Raw genomic sequence first — 21,729 nt, forward strand, 5'->3', positions numbered from 1 at the left:
CTATTTCAGCATCTTCGACAAGAGACATGTGTCGGCTGTGCATGGACCATGGCTTTTTTCGTTCTCTGAACCCCGGTCAGGTGGTGAAAGGAGTGCGTCTTGAGCGTCAAGGGTGAAAGCCAAAAGGCCTCGGTTGCTGGTGTGCAGCAGAAGGGCAGCGAGTCAGTGCCTGTTCGTAAACACTGGCATGATCTTTTACGACAACATCGTCATCGCTGGCAGGCAGGGCTGATTCTGCTGTTGTTTGTGCTGGCTTTGCTGGCCTGCTGGCATTTGCTGGCCCGGATGAATCCGACGCTTTTGCATGACGCCATCGTGGCCGTACCGGGACAGGCCGTATTGCTGGCGGTGTTGACCACGTTGCTTGGCTTCATGTCGTTGATCGGCTATGAGTGGTCTGCTGCGCGGTTCGCCGGAGTGACCTTGCCATGGCACGTGCTGGTGACCGGTGGGCTGTGTGCGCCGGCGGTCGGCAATGCGGTCGGTCTTTCGATGCTGTCGGGGGCAGCGGTCAGAAGCCGCCTCTATGGAGATCGTGGCCTCGGCGGTCGTGAAATCATGCAGATGTCGGCTTTTACCAGCCTGGCGCTGGGCGCCTCCCTGCCATTGCTGGCAGCCCTGGCCATGCTGCTGGCGCCCTCGCACACGGCGCGTCTGCTCTCGCTGCCGCTACCTGTGGCGATGTCGGTAGCCTTGATCGTACTGGTACTGTATCTGATGGTGGTGTTCCGTTGGCGCCGGGCCGATGCTGAAGCAGGCGGCTGGGTCGTCCATGTGCGCTGGCGCCGGTGGCGAATGCGCCTGCCGACCCTGCGCCTGGCAGGGTGGCAGTGCCTGATCACGTTGCTGGATGTCACGCTGGCTGCCGCCACGCTCTATGTATTGCTGCCGAATGCGCCGGCCTTTCCTGCCTTTGTCATCATTTATCTGCTGGCGCTGGCCGGCGGTGTGTTGAGTCATGTCCCGGGTGGCGTTGGGGTGTTTGAGGCCATCATGTTGGCAGGGCTTTCCCATCATGTGGGGCTTGCACCGCTGACGGCGGCGCTTGTGCTCTACCGGTTGATCTATGTGGTATTGCCGCTGTTGCTGGGATGCCTTGCGCTGTTGCTGATTGAGGCGCGACGCTCCCGTCGAGCCCGTACGGCCCTTGTCATGGCTTCGGGGCTGGCCGCGCCGACCTTGTCCCTGCTGGTCTTTCTGACCGGTATTGTACTGCTGTTTTCAGGCGTCACGCCGTCTGTCAGCGCTCGTCTGGAGGTGCTGGGCGAACTGGTGCCGCATCGACTGGTCGATGCCTCCCATCTGGCTGCCAGCCTGATAGGCGTGCTGTGCCTGTTGCTGGCCAACGGGTTGCGCCGGCGCCTGTCGGCGGCCTGGGCGCTGACGCTGGGGCTTTTGCTGCTGTCGAGTGTGCTGTCACTGCTCAAGGGGCTGGATTGGGAAGAAGCCGGTATCGCGCTGGCTGTGGCGGGACTGCTGCTCGTGTTCCGGCGCGCCTTTTACCGACCCAGCCGATTGATGCAGATGCCGGTCTCTCCCTTTCATTTGCTGGCCTGTCTGTGCGTTGTGCTGGCCTCGCTGTGGATCATGTTTTTCGTCTATCAGGACGTGCCCTATCGCAATCGACTCTGGTGGCAGTTTGCCCTCGATGCCCAGGTGCCGCGTGCGCTTCGATCGGAGCTGGGTAGCGCGCTTTTAATGGCAGGCATTGCACTGGCCTGGCTGATTCGAACCCAGCCAGGTGCCATTGTCCTGCCCGATGAGGCAGCGCGACAGCGAGCGGCTGCGATCATCAATGATGTCAGCCATCCCGAGGGCTGGCTGGCCATGACCGGTGACAAGGCATTCCTGTTCAATGACACGCAGAGCGCTTTCATCATGTATGCCCGTCACGGACGCAGCATGGTGGCGCTTTTTGATCCGGTCGGGCCTGCCAGTGAGCGCGCCGAGATGATCTGGCGCTTTCGTGATCTCTGTGATCGTCATCATGCCCGTCCGGTGTTCTATCAGGTGCGTGCAGAGAATCTGCACAGCTATATGGATATCGGCTTGAGCGCGGTCAAGCTAGGGGAGGAGGCACGTGTTGATCTGCGCACCTTCAATCTGGACAGCAAACAGCACAAGTCGCTGCGCTATACGTGGAACCGCGGTCAGCGCGATGGGCTGACGGTCGAATTTCTTGCGCCCGGAGAGGCACCTCTGGCCCAGCTGGAAGTTATCTCCGATGCCTGGCGTCTGGCCAAGAGTGCCCGTGAAAAAAGTTTCTCGCTGGGGCGTTTTACCGCCTCGTATCTGACGCATTTTCCCGTGGCACTGGTGAGATACAACGGAGAGCCGGTGGCCTTTGCCAATCTGCTGGAAACGTCCCGGGGGCGAGAGGCCGGTATTGATCTGATGCGGGCCGGAGAACAGGCGCCAAAGCTTGCCATGGAATTTCTGATGATTGCCCTGATCCTGCACTATCAGGCGCGCGGACTTGAGGTGTTCAGCCTTGGCATGGTGCCCATGGCTGGTATGCAGCCACGCGCCGGCGCGCCTTTGGCTCAGCGCCTGGGGGAGGTGGTCTATCGCTATGGGGAGCATTTTTACAACTTTCAGGGGCTCAAGCGATTCAAGGACAAGTTTGATCCGTGCTGGGAGCCGCGCTACATGGCGGTACCGGCAGGGCTTGACCCGTTGGTGGCGCTCAAGGACACCGCAGCGCTGATTGCAGGCGGCTATACCGGACTGGTGAGGCGTTGAACATGGCAAAAAAGGGCAACATCAGGGTGTGGCGCCGCGGCGCCGCAGGCATGCTGGTGCTCATCGCACTGGGTGGACTCTACTGGTGGTGGCAGGGACCGCCGGCAACGGGCGTGACCACCACGCAGGTCGCCGCCGGTGAAACGCTGACAACGGCCCATCCGGGCGGTCGTCCTGTGGCCCATATCGTGATCGCGGCCACTCCGGATCAGCACTTTGATGACAGTGCCTTGCTGGCGCTTTCCGAACAGACCGGTGCCGAGCTGGTACAGTTTCTGCTGGAAGACGGCGATGACTGCGACACACAGCAGGCGCGTCTGATGCAGGCACGCAAATCGCTGGATGCTCCGGTTGATATGGTGGTGGGGCTGAACCAGGGTGGGGCACTGGCGTGGCGCTGGCTGGCCGGTCAGGACAGCGATCAGGCCCACGCCCTGTCCGCCGGCTTCAGTGTGACAACCTCCGACTGTCGCACGCCGTTGCCCACCAATGGCCACCATGGACAGTGGGACATTGTCTGGAACAATGATCCTGATGATGCGACCGGACGATTTGTGCGCAAGGTGGATGGCCTTGAAGTGCATACCACCATTGGTGATTACGGCGCTGACAGTACTGCGCTGGCGGCGCAGCGATTAACGACGCTGCTCAAGGGCAGCGGTAGCGCGCTGCCCACCATAGCGCTGCAGGGGCAGGGGGATCACATACATTCGAAGACGGTCACCCTTTATTACTCGGGAGACGGTGGTTGGCGTGATCTTGATCAGGTCTCGGGTGAGTACATGGCGGCACATGGCTATCCGGTCGTGGGCGTCGATACGCTCAAGGCCTTCTGGCAGCATCGAAGCCCCGAGCAGAGCGCGGCGGATCTGGGTGCGCTGATGGCAACCTATCGCCAGAAGTGGGGGGCGCAACACTTCGTGCTGGCAGGCTATTCCTTTGGCGCTGACATCCTTCCGGCGCTCTATAACCGACTCTCTGACAGTGATCAGCAGTCCGTATCGGCGATGATACTGCTGGCCTTTGCAAGAACGGCCGATTTCGAGATTGCCGTGAGCGGATGGCTGGGACAGAGCAAGGGCGAAACGCAGACCGGCCCTGAAGTGGCACGCGTACCCGCTGACAAGCTGATATGTCTTTATGGTAGCGAGGAGGCCCCTGACAGTGGCTGCCTGCAGCCGGAGATGAGAGGCACCAGAATCCAGCTGCCGGGAGGGCATCATTTTGATCAGAATTATGCGCATCTGGCGCAGATCATGATGGCCCAGATCGATCAGCGGACAGCAGCGCGGTGATCAGGGTGTCATTATTCGTGATTGCGAATATAGTGATGCTTGATACCGCTGCTGATATGCACCGCGCTGACAGGCCTGAACATGTTTTTTCATTCGATCAACAAGACGCTTTCCCTTTCGCTGCTTCATCCTCATATGGCGCCTGAACTCTTCCGGCTGGTGGATGACAACCGGGCTTATCTGAGTCAGTGGCTGGGCTGGGTAGTCCATACGACGTCACCGGCCGACAGTGCCGGGTTTATTCGTCAATCGCTGCACGATCACGCCGAAGGCCGGCGTCTGATCTGCGGAATTCACGACCATCAGCAGGGGCGAGCACGGCTGGTGGGCACGGTAAGTTTCAACGAGATCATGCCGGCGACCGGTCGAGCCAGTCTGGGATACTGGCTGGGCGCCCGCTGGCAGGGGCGCGGGTTGATGACGCAGGCCTGTCAGGCCATGGTGCAGTTGGCATTCGAGCATTATGACCTGCAAAAGGTGCAGATCTCGGCGGCGACCGGCAACACTCGAAGCCGGGCGATCTGCGAGCGTCTGGGGGCACGGCTCGAGGGTGTGGTGACGCGCGCCGAAAGTGTCAATGGCGTGGTTCATGACCATGCGGTCTACGGCCTGGCTCGGGATAATCACCCCTGAAGCTGGTAAAGCCATGATGGACAGGCTTTTGCGCACCCCCCAGGGCTTTGGGTAGCGCAATGCGTTGTCCGTTCATTACAGTATTGGCATGATCCTTTTCCAACGCACACCGATTCAAGAGAGTCTCCATTGAACACACCCGAGCTGATCCATATCCGAATGAAACGCCTGAGACTGGTGTCGATTCTGGAGGGGACGACCCTTTTGCTGCTATTGGTGGTGGCCGTGCCGCTCAAGCATGTGGCTGGTCTCCCGCTGGCGGTCTCCATCATGGGGCCGATCCATGGAGTGGCCTTTTTGCTCTACCTGTCAGTTGTCTTTCGAGTGGTTTCCATGGGGGGCTGGAGCGGTCTGGATATCGCCCGCATGATCCTTGCCGCCTTCATTCCTTTTGGCGCCTTCATCAATGCGCCCTTTATGCGCCGCAAGGAAACCGAGCTGGTCGGCATGATCAATGACCAGTCGATGGCTCATTCGGATTCGTGAGACTCGAGGCGCTGATCGCCTACCGGCTGACGGCCGAAGTAGCGCTTGTATTCCCGGCTGAACTGCGACGCACTCTGATAACCCACGGCGCTGGCGGCACTGCTGACGTTGTGGGTTCTGGCGGCAATCATGGCGCGTGCCCTTAGAAGCCGAATGCGCTTTTGATATTGCAGTGGGGAGAGATGCGTGAATCGCTTGAAGTGATGATGAAAGGCCGAGGGGCTCATGTTGACCTTTTCGGCCAGTGTCTCGACGGACAGTGGCTGCGCGTAATCCTGATGGAGGGTCTCGAGCGCCAGACCGATGCGTCCATAATGGGTATGTTGCTGTAAAAGCTGACGCAATGACTCTCCCTGCGGGCCTCTGAGAGCTTCAAACAGCACCTCGCGAATACGCTGTCGCCCCAGTGCGCGGCACATGACCTCATCATGCAGGCATTCCAGCAGATGCACCACGCCCCGACTCATGGCGTCGGTCAGGCTCACGGCTGCCATGGGTCTGGGCGGCGACGTGGTATTTGTCGCCCTGGGGACGACCTGGCTCAGCTCCCCCAGCATGATCATGTCGATGCTGACGGATACGCCCAGCATGGGCGCCTGCGGCGTGGCCCGGGTTTCACACTCAAAGGGCAACGGCATGGCCTGGACCAGATAGTGGCCGGCGCCATAGTGAATCGTGCGCTCTCCCAGATACCCGGTCTTTTCTCCCTGAGCGACAATGAAAAGCCCCGGCTCGTAGACCAGCGGCGTACGCGGATGGCTGCCATGAAAGGCCATGAGCCTCACGCCTTCCATACGCGTCGGAATATAGCCATCCCGATCAATCAGGGGCGTCATCAGCTTGCACATGCGCTGTTGAAGGGCATCGGTTGCAGGCGCATGTAACGTATCGTGCAAGGCATCGGGCATGGCGAGACATCCTTGAACCAGGACAGGCTTTTATTGGTAATGAGAGATGACAGGATTATGCATGAAAAGCGCTGAAATGATATCGTGTAACACTAATTTTTTGCAGGAATAGGCAAGCGAGCAGCAGAACCGTGTATGGTGCCGGGCGGGTTTGGATACCACACTGTGATCACTCGAGGACATCTGCTCGAATGTGGATGTCCGGTTTTGATACGCAGGAGAAAGATTCATGTCGACACCCGCCAAAGGCTACGCTGCCCATAGTGCTGAAACCCCGCTTGCACTCTGGAACTTTGAGCGCCGCACGCCGCGCGCCGATGATGTTTCCATCGAGATTCTCTATTGCGGTGTCTGCCACAGCGACCTTCACTTTGCTCGTGATGACTGGGGCATGGCGGCTTATCCGGTCGTTCCGGGTCATGAAATCGTGGGGCGTGTGACCGCGGTTGGTCATGACGTCACGACCTTCAAGACAGGTGACATTGTGGGCGTTGGCTGCATGGTGGATTCCTGCCGCCAGTGCAACTCCTGCAACAGCGGCCTTGAGCAGTACTGCGCCGAAGGGTTCACCATGACCTACGGCAGTCCCGACCGCCACGACAACACCCTGACTCAGGGCGGCTACTCCGACTCCGTCGTGGTCAGCGAGCGGTTCGTGGTAGGCATGCCGGATGGGCTTGATCTCAAATCCGCCGCGCCGATCCTGTGCGCCGGGATCACCACCTATTCACCGCTCAAGCATTACGGCGTCAAGCCGGGTGACAAGGTCGGAGTGATCGGTATGGGGGGTCTGGGCCATATGGGCGTCAAACTGGCCAGCGCCATGGGCGCCGAGGTCACACTCTTTACTCGCTCCGAATCCAAGGTGGCCGAGGCGAAAAAGCAGGGCGCTGATCATGTGGTGGTTTCTACCGATGAAGCGCAGATGACGGCCGTGACCGAAACCTTTGATTTCATGCTCGACACCGTTCCGGTACAGCACGATATCAACCCGTATCTCAATGCGCTCAAGCCGGACGGCACCCATATTCTGGTGGGTCTGCTCGAGCCGCTCGACCCGGCCGTCAGCGGTGCCAATCTGGTCTTTCGTCGCCGCGTACTGGCCGGCTCGCTCATCGGTGGCATGCCTGAAACCCAGGAAGTGCTGGAATTCTGTGCCGAGCACGGGATCACCTGCGATGTCGAAATGATCAACATCGATCAGATCAATGAAGCCTGGGATCGCATGCAAAAGGGCGATGTGCGCTATCGTTTCGTGATCGACATGGCTTCTCTGAAGGACAGCAGCGCGGCCTGACACCGAGGATGTTGTCAGTCGGATGTCGACTGACCCATGGTGTTCACAACAACCGGTGCCTATTGGCGCCGGTTTTTTTATATCATGGGCCGATTTGGTGACCGGGAAGTGATCATGCGCAGCGACGAGTTCTATATGTACCGGGCGCTGGATCAGGCGCACCTTGCCATGGCAGCAGGAGAAGTACCGGTCGGTGCCGTCGTGGTCAGCGCTGAAGGCGAGATCGTTGGCGAGGGGTTCAATGCACCGGTCGAGCAGCATGACCCCACGGCGCACGCTGAAGTGCAGGCCCTGCGCGATGCCGGCAGGCGTACCGGCAATTACCGGCTGACCGGCTGTACCCTGTATGTCAGCGTGGAGCCCTGCATGATGTGTGCCGGAGCCATCATTCATGCGCGGATCGCGCGGGTTGTCTACGGCGTGCCGGAGCCCAGAACCGGCATGGCGCAGTCAAAAGCCAATCTTTTTGCCCAGCCCTGGCATAACCATGAAGTGGAGGTCGTTTCGGGTGTGCTGGTGGCCCCGGCCCGGCGTCTGTTGAAGAGTTTCTTTGCCAGTCGTCGATCTTCCTGAAGGATCAGGTACTTGTATCCAGAATGCCTGCCATTTCGATGCGGTTGCGCCCTCCAAGCTTGGCCCGATAAAGCGCCTGATCGGCGGACTGAATCAGATCCGGCAGGGTATCGCTGGCGCGACGCGTCGTAATCAGCCCGATGCTGATGGTCACAATGGTATGACCATCGTGTCGTGTCAGATTCAGCGCCTCGACGCCTCGGCGAAGCTGCTCGCCTACCTCGGCGGCCCTTTCGGGCGAAAGATCGGGAAGACAGGCAATGAATTCCTCTCCGCCAAAGCGGGCCAGCAGTCCGCCATGACAAGTGACGATGTCCTGCAGGCAATGGGCGACGCGCTGCAGATAACGATCCCCGGTCGGGTGACCCAGAAGATCGTTGATCTTCTTGAAATGGTCGATATCGATCACGATGATTGTTCGGGTCCGGCTGACATCGAGTTTTTCAACCCACTGACTGAAATAGCGCCGATTGGGCACCCTTGTCAGTTCATCGTGCTGTGCCAGCCATTCCACTTCCTGCTGCAGGGCAATGCGTTTTTCTACCTCGCCTCTCAGGCGATAGTTGGCATCCTTGACCCCGTTGTGGCGCTGACGCAGTCGATGATGAAAGTACACCAGCAGATAAATCATCCAGGTAAAGAGCAGCCCGGTGATCAATACGATGGCCGGTAGTTTCGAGCGTTCATCAAAGAGTCTGGCATAGCTTGCCTCGGCGCAGATCGTGAAATTGCTCTGGCCCAGCCGAAGGATATTGCAGTGCTCGAGCATACTCAGTGCTTCGCGAGTATTGGAGCTGTAAAGGGTCGTGCCGTTTTGCATGACCCGGATGCGAAAGTTGTGGCTGTCACTGGCATCATCGATCGTTGCAAACAGGCGAGCCGGATCAATCACGAAGCCGGCGGCGCCGCGGATGGCCGCTGTATCAAGGTCATGAATGGGCTGATAGAAGATCACGCCGCGCCCGCCATTGGTCAGATTGACCATGCCGGTGGCACTGGCATCTCCCAGCAGGGCAGCGGACAGGGCCATGTCATCGTCACTGGAAAGCACGTGATGGCCGAGCAGGGGCTGGTTGGTCTGCAGCGGATAGGCGTGTCTAATGCGAGGTCCCTGCTGGTCGATATAGGCGATGGTCTGCATATAGTCGAAATGTTCAACAAGGTGTCGGGCTCGATGGGTCCATGCTCGACTGGAGGGCGGGCTTCCTGCCGTGTCCCAGCTGATGGCAAAGCGCTGCATGGCCTGGTCGCTGACGCTGATTTCCTGACCCAGTCGCTCGCTGAGTGTGTCGACGCGTGTGCGAGCGACCTGATTGACATCGCGAATGTTCTGACTGTTGTGATAGTGCCAGAGCACCAGCAGTATCAGTAAAATCGTCATGGAGGCGGCCAGTGCAATGCCAACGGTGGCCAGACGCCGCCCTGGCCACTGAGTCACGAATTCAGCTGCCAGCAAAAGAACAATGGCCAGCAGGGTAGGGGTTGATAATGAGATCTCATGCAGCGAGATGAACCCGTGCTGCTCAATGAGATGCATCGCCGTCAACATGGTAGCCATGGCAAGAGCGATGGGGCCGACCTCTCCCGGACGTGATGAAAACAGTGGCAGAACTACTAAAAGTATCAGCGCGACCGTCATGAGAATGGATGGGCGGATCGAATAAAAGGGCGCCTGTTCAGGCCAGTGATCAAAAAACAGTGACCATTGGGCATAATTCATGACGCTGTCCGGCAGCAGGAATGAGGCCATCAGCGCCATCAGCGGCAGCGTGGTGATAGCCGTGATCATGATCGCGAAAGGCCTGAGACGATTGGGTCGCCACCGGCGGGTCACATTCATCGCAAGCCTTGAGAGGGTGACCATGCCCACCAGTCCCAGCAACAGGTGCTCCACAGGCGGCGTCAGCCACCACCCTGCCGCAACACAGGGCAGGGCAAGCAGGGTCAACAGCAGGTCACCGTGGCGGGCGATAAAGGCTTTCATGGAACAGGCGGTATGGTCTCAAAGACGGCTGTGGGCGTATTGCTGACGGTGGCACGATCAAGTGATGAAAACTGATGCTGGCTGCGTTCTACCCAGTTCAGGATTTCTTCGTAGCGTTTGATGTTGCGCACATAAAGCGCCGCCACGTTACCACGTGCAAAGCCATGTTCCACGCGGCTGTACCAGCTGCTTTCCTGCAGAAGTGGCAGCATTTCTTTGATGGAATCCCACTGGTCAGGGTCATGGCCCTGAAGACGTGCCAGTCGACGTGCATCATACAGATGACCAAGCCCAAGATTATAGGCGGCCAGCGTCATCCATGTCCTGTCCGGCTCGGCGACCTTGTCGGGAATTCGATCATGCAAATAGCGTAGATAGCGCGCACCACCGTCAATGCTTTGCTGTGGGTCTTCGCGGTTGTCAACGTCCATGTGATTGGCCGTGGCACGCGTCAGCATCATCAGCCCCTTGACGCCGGTCGGAGACACCGCGCCCGGCTGCCAGTGCGATTCCTGATAGCCCACGGCGGCAAGCAGTTTCCAGTCAAAGCCGTTCTCGATGGCTGCCCGTTTGAAATCGGGCAGCCATTGATCCAGGTTCGATCGGGCCTGGGAGATAAAGCGTCGTGCGCCGACATATTCAAGATAGTCGTCATGGCCAAAATACTTTTGTGTCAGATCCTCAAGATCACCGCTGCGTCGCATGCGATCAATGAAGGCATTGGCGCGCTCTACCAGTGAAGGGTCGGTTCTGGCAGGAAAGGCCCAGGCCAGAGAGACCGGTTCGCCAATGGGCTGGGCTCTGGCCACGTTCGGAAAGAATAATCGGCTCAGTTTGAACTCGTGAGCATAGACGACGGCCGCATCCAGCTTGCCACTTTCTACCATAGCCAGAAGATCCGTGGTTTCCAGATCAGGACTTTCCCGCCAGGTCAGTGACGGGTGCGTCTTTTGCAGTTCATGCAATACCCGGCTGGTGCCGGCGCCCGCCACCGTCCCGATATCCAGCCCATCCAGATCCTCGATCGTTTTTGGTGCCCGCATGCCGCGCCGGTAGGCCACCATGGGCTGCATGGACATGATGGGCTGTGAATAGATGACATCTTCCCGCTGTGGATCGAGTACCAGGCCGGCGGCACCGATGTCGGTGCGTCCGGTGGACACGTTGTTCAGCACGTCGCTGATATGTTGATCATCTTCCACGGCCAGACTGACGCCCAGGTCATCGGCAAAACGGCGAAAGAGCTCGAACTCGAAGCCGGTCGGCCCCTGACGGCCTTCATGAAAGGTGGCCGGCGTATTGCGCGTGGCAATTTCGAGGAAGTCGCGGCGCTTGATGTCAGAGAGCGTGGTGGTGTCGAACATCGGCATCAGCGCGTCAGACCACGTCGAGATCGCGCGGGCAGGCGTGAGCAGCAGCGATAGCGCCACTACAAGCCCTGCAATCTGTCGGGTTGTGCGCAAAAAATGCCTGTTCATTGGGAAAAACGACCGTTTGAAAGAAGGCACAAGATACCGATGGCAAATGGCCCCGGCTAGTCGATGGGTCTTAACTGCACGATAGCCTCAGCCTTTCGACTGAGGTTTGAACCATCAGCCGCCCGTGCCCCAGACCTTCGCCACGCGAGCCGCTTTCCAGTATGATGTCGCCCTCGCCGCCTGGCGCTGTTTCAACACGGGGAACGCAATCCTTAAAATGGCGCTCCCGCATCACACCTCATTTCCTGTCAGTCAGTAGAGGCTTCGTTCGTCATGCTCGAGCTGCACGGCCAGAGTGCCCTTTCTTCCTTTCGTCATGCCCGCCTGCTTGCCCGCTTACGCGAGGCCATGCCGAGCGTGACCGGCGTGCATGCGTTGCACCGCTATTTTCTGGATGTCGAACAGACGCCGGAGTCCGGGGCACTCGAGCGTCTTTGCGCGCTACTGGAGGCCAGCGAGCGCGCAGATTCGGTGCCCGCCGGGGCGCTTTATCTGGTCGTGCCGCGCTTTGGTACCGTTTCTCCCTGGTCTTCCAAGGCCACCGACATCGCCCATAACTGCGGTTTGCAGGACGTGCGGCGAATCGAGGCCGGCGTGGCCTATTTTGTCGAAACCGATGCGCTGCCTTCCAGGGAGGAAGTCGAGGCGATTCGACAGGTACTGGCCGATCGCATGACGCAGACCGTGCTGGTGGATGCCAGCGATGCGGCGAAGCTGTTTGAACGTCATTCGCCTGCGCCGGAAAGCCACGTGGACATCCTCCAGGGCGGACGTGAGGCGCTGGTGGCGGCCAACGTTAAATTGGGTCTGGCGCTGGCTGACGATGAAATCGACTATCTGGTCGAGTCCTTCAACGGGCTTGGGCGTAATCCCAGTGATGTCGAGCTGATGATGTTTGCTCAGGCCAATTCCGAGCACTGCCGTCACAAGATCTTCAATGCTGACTGGCGAATCGACGGTCAGGCCCAGTCCCATTCGCTGTTCGGCATGATCCGTAATACCCACCAGTGCTCGCCGGACAACGTGCTGTCCGCCTACAGCGACAACGCCGCCATTATTCGTGGGCACGATGCCGGGCGCTTTCTGGCTGACAGCCGCGACTTTCGGTTTGTCACGCATCAGGAGCCGATCCATATCCTGATGAAGGTTGAAACGCACAACCATCCGACGGCCATTGCGCCCTATCCGGGCGCGGCGACAGGCGCCGGTGGCGAAATTCGTGATGAAGGCGCCACCGGCCGCGGCGGCAAGCCCAAGGCCGGTCTGACCGGCTTTACTGTCTCCAATCTGCGTATTCCCGAGCTTTTGCAGCCATGGGAAGCGTTCGATTACGGCAAGCCTGAACGCATCAAGAGTGCGCTTGATATCATGATCGAGGCACCAATCGGAGCCGCGGCGTTCAACAACGAGTTTGGCCGTCCGGCACTCAACGGCTATTTCCGCACCTACGAGCATGACGTGGTTGGCCCGGCCGGTGTCGAGCGACGTGGCTATCACAAGCCCATCATGCTGGCCGGCGGCTACGGCAACGTGCGTGATGAGCATGTACTCAAGGGCGAGATTGCCGAAGGGGCAAAACTGATCGTCATGGGTGGGCCGGCCATGCTGATCGGCCTTGGCGGCGGGGCAGCTTCATCCGTGGCCTCGGGCAGCACCAGCGATGCACTTGATTTTGCCTCGGTACAGCGTGACAACGCCGAAATGGAGCGCCGTGCCCAGGAAGTCATCGATCGCTGCATCGCGCTGGGTGAAGACAATCCGATCAGCTTTATTCATGACGTGGGCGCGGGCGGGCTTTCCAATGCACTGCCCGAGCTTGTAAAGGATGGCGGTCGCGGCGGGCTTTTCAATCTGCGGGATGTGCCCAGTGCCGAGCCCGGCATGACGCCGCTGGAAATCTGGTGCAACGAGGCGCAGGAGCGTTATGTGCTGGCAGTGGCGCCTGAAGCCATCGAGCAGTTCGAATCGCTGTGTGCCCGTGAGCGCTGCCCGTTTGCCGTGGTGGGAGAAGCCATCCGGGACCATGAGATCACGGTCGTTGACGAACACTTTGAAAGCCGTCCGATCGATCTGCCCATGAGCGTGCTGTTTGGCAAGCCGCCGAAAATGCAGCGCAGCTTCGAGCGTCGCGACGTCACACAGCCTCCGCTGATGCTCGACAATCTGGACCTCAATGAGGCGATGGATCGGGTGCTGCAGCTGCCGGCGGTGGCTTCAAAGAGCTTTTTGATCACCATCGGCGATCGCACCGTGGGCGGCATGAGCGTACGCGATCAGATGGTCGGCCCATGGCAGATACCGGTGGCGGACTGCGCCGTGACCACGGCGTCCTTTGATACCCATGCCGGTGAGGCCATGGCGATGGGCGAACGTACGCCGACAGCCCTGATCTCGCCGGCTGCCTCGGCGCGTCTGGCGGTGACCGAGGCGATTACCAATATCGCCGCGGCACCCATCGAGGCGCTGGGCGACATCAAGCTCTCGGCCAACTGGATGAGTGCTGCCGATCACGAAGGCGAAAACCAGGCCCTGTATGACGCGGTTCACGCGGTCGGCATGGAACTGTGCCCGGCACTGGGCGTTGCGATTCCGGTCGGCAAGGATTCGATGTCGATGCGCACCGCCTGGCGTGATGGTGAACGCGACAAGGCCGTGACGGCGCCGCTGTCGTTGATCGTGTCGGCCTTTGCCCCGGTCAGCGATACCCGCAAGACCCTGACGCCGCAGCTGGTTCAGGCGGAGGACACCGAGCTCTTGCTGATCGATCTCGGACGCGGCAAGAATCGTCTGGGCGGTTCGGCACTGGCGCAGGTCTACGGTCAGCTGGGTGCTCACGCGCCGGATATCGACGCACCCGAGGATCTGGCCGGTTTCTTCCGTGCCATTCAGACCCTCAACCGGGACAGCCGGCTGCTGGCCTATCACGACCGCAGCGACGGCGGCCTTTTGACCACGCTGGCCGAAATGGCCTTTGCCGGCCACTGCGGGCTGGCGGTGACGCTTGATGAGCTGGTACGCGATGCCCATCAGGCCACCGAGGCGCTGTTTGCCGAAGAGCCGGGGGCGGTCATTCAGGTTCGTCGCGGCGAGATCGATGCTGTGCTGGCCACGCTGGAAGCGGCAGGGCTTGCTGACTGCGTGCATCGCATCGGTACGCCGACCAGAGATGATCGCTTCTCGGTCACGCTCTATGACGCCACATTGATCGAGACCAGTCGGGTGCATGCCCTGCGAACCTGGGCGGAAACCAGTTATCAGCTGCAGGCGCGGCGGGATAACCCGGAATGCGCCCGTCAGGAGTTTGACGGCCTTGATGAAACCCGCAATCCCGGACTGCATGCCAGCCTGAGCTATGACGTCGACGATGACGTAGCCGCGCCCTTCATCAACAAGGGCACCGCGCCCCGGGTGGCGATCCTGCGTGAGCAGGGCGTCAACGGTCAGCTCGAGATGGCGTGGAACTTCACCAACGCAGGCTTTGAGGCCATTGACGTTCACATGTCGGACATTCTGGAAGGCCGTGTCGATCTGGCCGACTTCCAGGGCGCTGCGGCCTGCGGTGGGTTCTCGTTTGGTGACGTGCTGGGCGCCGGCGGTGGCTGGGCGAAGTCGATTCTCTTCAGCGAGCGCGGGCGCGATCAGTTTGCTCACTTTTTCGAGCGCGAAGACACCTTTGCCCTTGGGGTGTGCAACGGCTGTCAGATGCTTTCACAGCTCAAGTCGCTGATTCCGGGCGCCGATCACTGGCCACGCTTTGTGCGCAATCTCTCTGAACAGTATGAGGCGCGCGTCTCGATGGTGCGCGTGGAGTCCACGCCCTCGCTGTTTCTGGCCGACATGGCCGGCTCACGCATGCCGATTGCCGTGGCGCACGGAGAAGGGCAGGCGCAGTTCACTGATGCCAGTCATCTTCGTCAGGCTCAGACGAGCGGTACGGTCGCGCTGCGCTACGTCGATAACTTTGGTGAGGTCACCACCGGCTATCCGGCCAACCCCAACGGCTCGCCGTCCGGCATTACCGGTCTGACGTCGCAGGATGGTCGCGTCACCATCATGATGCCCCATCCCGAGCGCGTGGCGCGCGCCGTGACCAACTCCTGGGGTCCGAGCGAATGGCAGGAAGCCGGCGGCTGGATGCGCATGTTCCGCAATGCCAGGAAGTGGGTCGGCTAGGCCGTTTGCTGAATCAGTCAATGGACGCAAAAAAGGGCCTCTACAAGAGGCCCTTTCATGTATCTGACCCGTCTTTTGACGGGGAAGCCTCAGTTCTGCGGGCGGGCGGCCGGGTTCAGAAAGCGGACATCGGGCGCTTCTTCAAGCAGCGGGTCAGTGCCTTCCTTGAACGGTTTGTAGTGCGGCATTTCCATGTGCTTGTCAAACGCCGCGCGGTCGGTGTACACCTCGTGAAGGATCACGGTGTGGTCATCTTCTTCCGGCACCAGTACATCAAACTGGTGGCAGCCGCTTTCGTTGGCCAGTGATTCGTTGGCATCGTTATGGGCCAGCGCCAGAAACGCATCGCGCTGACCTTCCTTGATCTTGAATTCGGCCAGAACGACAAAATTGGCATTGGTCACGCTCATCATGATTCTCCCTTTGGGACGTTGAGATATTTGGGGCGGCAAGGTGTCACGGCATCACTATAGTGCTGATGGCGCATCAGTGAACTCTGGGCGCCGGACCCATGCCCATGCGCTCATGAAACTCTGCCACGGCGCTGCGCAAAAGCTCCAGAAGTCCGGGGACCAGTGCGATGCCCTGTTCCGGACCTGCCACAAACTGCTCCACGCTGACATGAACGGCTTCACCGTGAATGACGACCTTGGCGGCCTTGATGGCATTCATGACGTCATTGGCAACGTCGAGCAGCTGGGCGCGATCGGTACCGGCATCGGCCTGCCAGACGCCTGGCAGCATCAGCTGAAAGAAGGCCGGTTCGTCTTCGGCCACGACCAGTATGAACTCAAGGCTTTCAAGCGTGATGCGCGCGGCGTGCGTATCGATGGCCTCTACCTGGAAATCCAGGGCCTTCAGGCCTTCAATGTAGTGCTCGATCTGTGTGTTGGCCTGCATTGCGCGTCTCTTTGGTCACTTGCGGTGACGGTTTTAAACATCCAGTCCGTTTCAGGACTCGGAAATGACAGGATCAGTATAAGGACATGTCAGCGTCTTTAACGACACCCCCAACGCTGCGCCCCTACCAGCAGGAGGCCGTCGAGCGCGTCGTCGGTCATTTTCGCCGCAGTCACGACCCGGCGGTGGTGGTACTGCCGACCGGCAGCGGCAAGAGCCTTGTGATTGCCGAGCTGGCTCGCATCGCCCGCGGTCGTGTGCTGGTGCTGGCCCACGTGCGTGAACTGGTGGCACAAAACCATGCCAAATATGAGGCCTATGGGCTTTGCGCCGATATTTTCAGCGCGGGCCTTGGACGACGCGACGCACAGCGCCAGGTGGTCTTTGGCTCGGTCCAGTCCGTGATCAATGCGCTTGACGAGTTTGATGACGGTCAGTTTACGCTGCTGGTCATCGATGAGTGCCATCGCGTGGCCCCCATGGTGGATGACAACACCAACGGCAAGCGTCAACAGCAGCCCGGCAGCTACCAGCGTGTTATTGATCATCTGCGGGCAGCCAGACCGGATCTCAAGGTGCTGGGGCTGACCGCGACGCCCTATCGGCTGGGGCAGGGGTTCATCTATCACCGTCATTACCACGGTATGGTTCGCGGTCCTGAAGATTCGTTTTTTCGCGACTGCGTGTTCGAGCAGCCCTTGCGAGTCATGGTCAAACAGGGCTATCTGGCCGAGCCCCGACGTATTGATGCCGCAGTGGCGCGCTATGACTTTTCACAGCTCACACCGCGTACGGGCGGACAGTACGCCGAGTCTGATCTCAACCGTGTGGTCAGTGGCAACCGGGCAACCCCGGTGATCATTGAAGATGTCATGGCACAGGCTCATGACCGCCTGGGCGTGATGATCTTTGCCGCCACCGTGGCGCACGCCGAAGAGATCATGGGGTATCTGCCCGAGGATCAGGCCGCACTGGTGACCGGTACGACCGCGGGGCAGGAGCGCGAGCGCCTGATCGAGGCCTTCAAGGCGCGAGAGCTCAAGTACCTGGTCAACGTGGCGGTGCTGACCACCGGTTTTGATGCCCCGCATGTGGATCTGATCGCCATCCTGCGACCGACCGAATCGGTCGGGCTCTATCAGCAGATCGTCGGGCGTGGGCTGCGTCTGTCGCCTGGCAAGCAGGATTGTCTGGTGCTGGATTATGCGGGTAATCCCTGGGGACTTTATGGCCCCGAAATCGATGCACCGCGCCCGGACAGTGACAGCGAGCCGGTGCAGGTCGAGTGCCCTGAATGCGGCTTTGCCAATATCTTCTGGGGCAAGCGCGATGGCGAGCTGGTGATCGAGCATTATGGCCGACGCTGTCAGGGCCTGGTCGAAGGCGAGCGCGGTGCGTCGGTGCAGTGCGACTTTCGCTTTCGTTACAAGGTCTGCGAGCAGTGTGGGGCGCAAAACGACATCGCGGCCCGACGCTGTCGACACTGTCAGGAGCAGCTGATCGATGCCGACGACAAGCTGCGCGATGCCTTGAAGCTCAAGGATGCCCGGGTGCTGCGCGTCAGTGGCATGATACTCGAGGAGAGCGTCAACGGACGCGGGCTGGGGCGTTTGAAGGTGACCTATGTCGACGAAGACGGCGCGACGCTCTCGGAATGGTACGCGCTTGAAACGCCTGCCCAGCGCACGGCCTTTTATCACGCCTGGCTGAAACCGCATCTGCGCGCGCCGGGCAGTGACTGGCAGCCGACCACGATCAAGGAGGTGATTGCCTCGCGAGAGCGCCTGCGCCATCCGGACTTTGTGGTCGGTCGCAAGGTAGGGCGCTATTGGCAGGTGCGCGAGCGTCTTTTTGATTATGAGGGGCGCTATCGTCGCGCTGACAGCGCCGGTGGCGCCTGATGAGGGGCAGCATCAAATATCGTTATTCTGCTAAGATATAGGCCGTTGCCGTCCGGCAGCATTGTTACCATCGATTTGTGATCGCATTGGCGATCAAGGAGCCCTTCATGAGCTGGTCTGCACCCGAAGTCAAGGAAATCAGTGCTGGTATGGAAGCCAGTGTCTACCTGCCCGCCGAGATTGAAATCGACATTGAAGAGTGAACACCACAGGGCGCGGCGCTTGCGCGTTCGCGTACTGGGGGCGGCCGCCGGTGGCGGCCTGCCTCAGTGGAACTGCTGCTGCAGTGTATGCCGCCTTGCCCGCACCGACCCTCAACGCGTTATCCCCCGCACCCAGTCCTCGATTGCCGTCTCGATCGATGGCGAGCAGTGGGCGCTGATCAACTGTGCACCGGAAATACTTGCCCAGCTGCAGCGGGAGCCGGCACTTCAGCCCAAAGGCCATGACCGTCATACGCCGATTCAATCCGTACTGGTCACCAATGGTGACGTGGATCACGTCGCGGGTCTTTTGAGTCTGCGCGAACGCTCGCCGTTTCGACTCCATGCCACGCCCGAGATTCATGGCGTGCTGCGGGATAACCCGATTTTCAACGTGCTGGCTGCGGATTGCGTCAAGCGGTGTGATATGGCGCTGGATAGCCGTATCGAGCTGCTGCCCGGTCTGATGGCCACCGTTTTTGCCGTGCCCGGCAAGACGGCGCTCTATCTGGAAGGGGATCAGGTCGACATCGGTGGCGAAGGAGAATCTACCGTCGGCGTCGAGTTCGAGCTCGATGGCCAGCGGCTTTATTACATTCCCGGCTGCGCCACTGTGACGCCGCGTCTGGCGCAGAGGCTTGATGGCGCCGCCACACTGCTCTTTGACGGTACCCTGTGGCGCGATGACGAAATGATCCTTGCCGGTGTCGGTCAAAAGACCGGTCAACGCATGGGTCACATGTCGATGTCAGGAGACGATGGCAGCATGAAGGCATTGTCTGATGTGGCCATTTATCGACGCATTTTTATTCACATCAACAACACCAATCCCGTCCTGATCGAGGACAGCCCCGAGCGGCGCGAAGCCGAAGGTGCCGGTTGGGAGATTGCCTTTGATGGCATGGAGATTACGTCGTGAGCTCACATCAAAACGCCCTGACAGAAGTGACCGAGCCGATGGATGCCGAGGCGCTTGAAGCGCGTCTGCGCGAGATCGGTGAGGCCCGCTATCACCATCGCCATCCGTTCCAGCTTGCCCTGCAGGGCGGCGAGCTTGATCGCTGCCAGGTACGGGCCTGGGCGCTCAATCGCTATTACTACCAGGCCATGATCCCCATCAAGGATGCCACCCTGATGGCGCGTCTTGATGACCCGGACTGGCGGCGCGAGTGGCGCAGCCGGCTGGTTGATCACGATGGTGATGCGCCGGGTGAGGGCGGTATCGAGCGCTGGCTGAAGCTGACCGACGGGCTGGGCCTCGAGCGTGAGATGGTGCGCTCGACGCGCGTCATCCTGCCGACAACGCGCTTTGCGGTGGAGGCCTATACGCATTTCGTGCGCGACCGCACGCTGCTGGAGGCGGTCGCCTCCTCACTGACCGAGCTGTTCTCGCCAAAGGTCATCGGCACTCGGGTGTCTGGCATGCTCAAGCACTATGACTTCGTTTCCGAGGAGACGCTGGATTATTTCCGCCCGCGTCTGACGCAGGCGCCGCACGATGCCGAGCGGGCGCTGACCTATGTGCGCGAGCACGCCCGGCGCGCCGATCAGCAGCAGGCCGTGCTGGAGGCGCTGGTGTTCAAGTGTGATGTGCTCTGGACGATGCTGGACGCGCTGCAGCATGCCTACGTGGAAGGACATCGGCCGCCGGGTGCCTGGGATGGCAAGGCCGGCCTGGTCGCAGGAGCCACGCCTTGAGCCAGCGGCTTGATGATAACGCTGTGGTACGTCTGCCGCGTGGCGTGCGCATGCGCGAGGACAAGGCTCGCGGGGGCTGGGTGTTGCTGGCGCCTGAGCGCATCTTTCAGCTCGATGAGATCGCCCATGCCATCATGGCCAATGTCGATGGCACGCGGCGTGTGTCGGAGATCATTGATGCGCTGGCGGTCGATTTTGACGCCGAGCGGGATCGGATTCGTCATGACGTGCTGGCGCTGTTTCATGCACTGATCGACCGCGGCGTGCTGGAGGTGATCTCATGAGTGACATGGCGTCGACCAAAAAGGCTGTCGCGCCGCCCATGGGGCTGCTGGCCGAGCTGACGCACCGTTGCCCGCTGCAGTGTCCCTACTGTTCCAATCCGGTTGAGCTTGAACGCCGCAGTGACGAGCTGGATACCGCCGGCTGGCAGCGTGTGCTGCAAGAAGCGGCGGCGCTGGGCGTGTTGCAGGTGCACCTCTCGGGCGGCGAGCCGGCGGCTCGTCCGGATCTGGTCGAGCTGGTCGAGACCTGTGCCCGTGAAGGGCTCTATTCGAATCTGATCACGGCCGGCGTCAGCATTACGCCAGAGCGGCTGGCGGCGCTCGACGCTGCCGGACTTGATCATGTCCAGCTCTCCTTTCAGGGCGCCGACGATACCGTTACCGAGCATGTCTCGGGGATGCGGGGTGCGTTTGATAAAAAATGTGCCTTTGCCGGTGAGGTTCGAAAGCGGGGACTGCCGCTGACCATCAACGTGGTGGTTCATCGCGCCAATATTCATCAGATTGAAGACTTCATCGATCTGGCCCTGAATCTGGGCGCCGAGCGTCTTGAGCTGGCACATGCCCAGTATTACGGATGGGCGCTGCATAATCGTGGGGCGCTGATGCCGCGTCGGGCCGACGTCATGACGGCGCTTCGAACCGTTGAGGCCGCTCAGGCACGGCTCAAGGGGCGCCTGGCGATCGACTCGGTGGTGCCGGATTACTATGCCCACTTTCCCAAACCCTGCATGAATGGCTGGGGGCAGCAGACGATCAACGTCACGCCCTCGGGTCTCGGGTTGCCGTGTCACGCGGCGCAGACAATTCCGGGGCTCGAGTTCTGGAACGTGCGCGAGCACAGCCTCTCGGATGTCTGGTATCACTCGCCGGCCTTTAACGCCTTTCGCGGCACTGACTTTCTGCCCGAGACCTGCCAGAGCTGCGATCGCATCGACATCGATCATGGCGGCTGTCGCTGTCAGGCGCTGATGATCACCGGTGACGCGGCTCAGATGGATCCGGTCTGTCAGTACTCTCCCTGGCATGAAGAGATTCAGACGCTGACACTGGAAGAGGCCGGTCGCGATGAGCCCTTCGCCTATCGCCGTTTTGCAAAAACCGGACGGCCTGTCTGATCGGCGCTGACCACAGGCGGCAGATGCTTGAAGCGGGGCAGCCTGATAAACTTGGG

17 protein-coding genes are annotated in these 21,729 nt (G+C 60.2%); 12 read left to right on the forward strand and 5 right to left on the reverse strand.

The window, feature by feature from the left end:
* Positions 1-99 precede the first annotated feature (99 nt).
* The 4 genes from mprF to B9G99_RS11420 all read left to right on the forward strand — a co-directional run bounded on the left by mprF (position 100) and on the right by B9G99_RS11420 (position 5,156).
* Complete coding sequence (gene mprF / locus B9G99_RS11405; protein WP_227875795.1) at positions 100-2,742, forward strand: bifunctional lysylphosphatidylglycerol flippase/synthetase MprF; 2,643 nt, start codon at positions 100-102, stop codon at positions 2,740-2,742.
* Positions 2,743-2,744: 2 nt separating this feature from the next.
* Positions 2,745-4,037 (forward strand): virulence factor family protein, encoded by a 1,293-nt coding sequence (locus B9G99_RS11410; RefSeq protein WP_086622268.1) that lies wholly within the window; start codon positions 2,745-2,747, stop codon positions 4,035-4,037.
* An 81-nt stretch (positions 4,038-4,118) separates the two neighbouring features.
* Entirely contained in the window at positions 4,119-4,670 is a 552-nt protein-coding gene (locus B9G99_RS11415) for a GNAT family N-acetyltransferase (RefSeq protein ID WP_086622269.1), read from the forward strand.
* A gap of 129 nt (positions 4,671-4,799) precedes the next feature.
* On the forward strand, positions 4,800-5,156 hold the full coding sequence (locus B9G99_RS11420; RefSeq protein WP_227875796.1) for a DUF3817 domain-containing protein: 357 nt from the start codon (positions 4,800-4,802) through the stop codon (positions 5,154-5,156).
* Here B9G99_RS11420 and B9G99_RS11425 read toward each other — a convergent pair.
* Complete coding sequence (locus B9G99_RS11425) at positions 5,141-6,064, reverse strand: AraC family transcriptional regulator (protein ID WP_086622270.1); 924 nt, start codon at positions 6,062-6,064, stop codon at positions 5,141-5,143. The genes B9G99_RS11420 and B9G99_RS11425 overlap by 16 nt on opposite strands.
* A 229-nt stretch (positions 6,065-6,293) precedes the next feature.
* On the opposite strand from B9G99_RS11425, the gene B9G99_RS11430 reads away from it, so the two are divergent.
* Positions 6,294-7,361, forward strand: a complete 1,068-nt coding sequence (locus B9G99_RS11430) for an NAD(P)-dependent alcohol dehydrogenase (RefSeq protein WP_086622271.1) — start codon at positions 6,294-6,296, stop codon at positions 7,359-7,361.
* A 114-nt stretch (positions 7,362-7,475) separates the two neighbouring features.
* The gene (gene tadA / locus B9G99_RS11435; RefSeq protein ID WP_086623447.1) at positions 7,476-7,934 is read left to right on the forward strand and encodes a tRNA adenosine(34) deaminase TadA; all 459 of its coding nucleotides are present in this window, start codon (positions 7,476-7,478) and stop codon (positions 7,932-7,934) included.
* 4 nt (positions 7,935-7,938) lie between these two features.
* On the opposite strand, the gene B9G99_RS11440 is transcribed toward tadA, so the two are convergent.
* Positions 7,939-9,918: a sensor domain-containing diguanylate cyclase gene (locus B9G99_RS11440; RefSeq protein WP_086622272.1), complete on the reverse strand. Its 1,980-nt coding sequence runs from the start codon at positions 9,916-9,918 to the stop codon at positions 7,939-7,941.
* Positions 9,915-11,396 carry a membrane-bound lytic murein transglycosylase MltF gene (mltF, locus tag B9G99_RS11445; RefSeq protein WP_086622273.1) on the reverse strand — a complete coding sequence of 494 codons (1,482 nt, stop codon included), beginning with the start codon at positions 11,394-11,396 and terminating at the stop codon, positions 9,915-9,917. The genes B9G99_RS11440 and mltF overlap by 4 nt, the downstream gene beginning before the upstream one ends.
* A gap of 273 nt (positions 11,397-11,669) precedes the next feature.
* Between mltF and purL the strand changes: the two genes are divergently transcribed.
* Positions 11,670-15,569 (forward strand): phosphoribosylformylglycinamidine synthase, encoded by a 3,900-nt coding sequence (purL, locus tag B9G99_RS11450; RefSeq protein WP_086622274.1) that lies wholly within the window; start codon positions 11,670-11,672, stop codon positions 15,567-15,569.
* A gap of 89 nt (positions 15,570-15,658) precedes the next feature.
* Here purL and B9G99_RS11455 read toward each other — a convergent pair whose 3' ends face one another.
* Together B9G99_RS11455 and B9G99_RS11460 are read right to left on the reverse strand one after the other, a co-directional pair.
* Positions 15,659-15,979: a putative quinol monooxygenase gene (locus tag B9G99_RS11455; RefSeq protein WP_086622275.1), complete on the reverse strand. Its 321-nt coding sequence runs from the start codon at positions 15,977-15,979 to the stop codon at positions 15,659-15,661.
* A 76-nt stretch (positions 15,980-16,055) separates the two neighbouring features.
* Positions 16,056-16,469: a hypothetical protein gene (locus B9G99_RS11460; protein WP_086622276.1), complete on the reverse strand. Its 414-nt coding sequence runs from the start codon at positions 16,467-16,469 to the stop codon at positions 16,056-16,058.
* 86 nt (positions 16,470-16,555) lie between these two features.
* Between B9G99_RS11460 and radD the strand changes: the two genes are divergently transcribed.
* From radD to pqqE, 5 genes are all read left to right on the forward strand, one after another.
* Positions 16,556-18,370, forward strand: coding sequence for a DNA repair helicase RadD (gene radD, locus B9G99_RS11465; RefSeq protein WP_086622277.1), 1,815 nt, complete (start codon positions 16,556-16,558; stop codon positions 18,368-18,370).
* 222 nt (positions 18,371-18,592) lie between these two features.
* The gene (gene pqqB / locus B9G99_RS11470) at positions 18,593-19,492 is read left to right on the forward strand and encodes a pyrroloquinoline quinone biosynthesis protein PqqB (RefSeq protein ID WP_086622278.1); all 900 of its coding nucleotides are present in this window, start codon (positions 18,593-18,595) and stop codon (positions 19,490-19,492) included.
* On the forward strand, positions 19,489-20,271 hold the full coding sequence (gene pqqC, locus B9G99_RS11475; RefSeq protein ID WP_227875797.1) for a pyrroloquinoline-quinone synthase PqqC: 783 nt from the start codon (positions 19,489-19,491) through the stop codon (positions 20,269-20,271). Before pqqB ends, pqqC begins: the two co-directional genes overlap by 4 nt.
* Positions 20,268-20,555, forward strand: coding sequence for a pyrroloquinoline quinone biosynthesis peptide chaperone PqqD (gene pqqD, locus B9G99_RS11480; protein WP_086622279.1), 288 nt, complete (start codon positions 20,268-20,270; stop codon positions 20,553-20,555). Before pqqC ends, pqqD begins: the two co-directional genes overlap by 4 nt.
* Positions 20,552-21,673, forward strand: coding sequence for a pyrroloquinoline quinone biosynthesis protein PqqE (pqqE, locus tag B9G99_RS11485; RefSeq protein ID WP_086622280.1), 1,122 nt, complete (start codon positions 20,552-20,554; stop codon positions 21,671-21,673). Before pqqD ends, pqqE begins: the two co-directional genes overlap by 4 nt.
* Positions 21,674-21,729 lie beyond the last annotated feature (56 nt).

It is taken from the genome of Kushneria konosiri, assembly GCF_002155145.1.
GTDB lineage: Bacteria > Pseudomonadota > Gammaproteobacteria > Pseudomonadales > Halomonadaceae > Kushneria > Kushneria konosiri.

What these genes read in the sequence shown, in the direction of transcription:
- B9G99_RS11410 (WP_086622268.1), top strand. Translation starts at nt 2,745, where the DNA reads ATGGCAAAAAAGGGCAACATCAGGGTGTGGCGCCGCGGCGCCGCAGGC.
- B9G99_RS11415 (WP_086622269.1), top strand. Translation starts at nt 4,119, where the DNA reads ATGTTTTTTCATTCGATCAACAAGACGCTTTCCCTTTCGCTGCTTCAT.
- B9G99_RS11425 (WP_086622270.1), bottom strand. Translation starts at nt 6,064, where the DNA reads ATGCCCGATGCCTTGCACGATACGTTACATGCGCCTGCAACCGATGCC.
- B9G99_RS11430 (WP_086622271.1), top strand. Translation starts at nt 6,294, where the DNA reads ATGTCGACACCCGCCAAAGGCTACGCTGCCCATAGTGCTGAAACCCCG.
- tadA (WP_086623447.1), top strand. Translation starts at nt 7,476, where the DNA reads ATGCGCAGCGACGAGTTCTATATGTACCGGGCGCTGGATCAGGCGCAC.
- B9G99_RS11440 (WP_086622272.1), bottom strand. Translation starts at nt 9,918, where the DNA reads ATGAAAGCCTTTATCGCCCGCCACGGTGACCTGCTGTTGACCCTGCTT.
- mltF (WP_086622273.1), bottom strand. Translation starts at nt 11,396, where the DNA reads ATGAACAGGCATTTTTTGCGCACAACCCGACAGATTGCAGGGCTTGTA.
- purL (WP_086622274.1), top strand. Translation starts at nt 11,670, where the DNA reads ATGCTCGAGCTGCACGGCCAGAGTGCCCTTTCTTCCTTTCGTCATGCC.
- B9G99_RS11455 (WP_086622275.1), bottom strand. Translation starts at nt 15,979, where the DNA reads ATGAGCGTGACCAATGCCAATTTTGTCGTTCTGGCCGAATTCAAGATC.
- B9G99_RS11460 (WP_086622276.1), bottom strand. Translation starts at nt 16,469, where the DNA reads ATGCAGGCCAACACACAGATCGAGCACTACATTGAAGGCCTGAAGGCC.
- radD (WP_086622277.1), top strand. Translation starts at nt 16,556, where the DNA reads ATGTCAGCGTCTTTAACGACACCCCCAACGCTGCGCCCCTACCAGCAG.
- pqqE (WP_086622280.1), top strand. Translation starts at nt 20,552, where the DNA reads ATGAGTGACATGGCGTCGACCAAAAAGGCTGTCGCGCCGCCCATGGGG.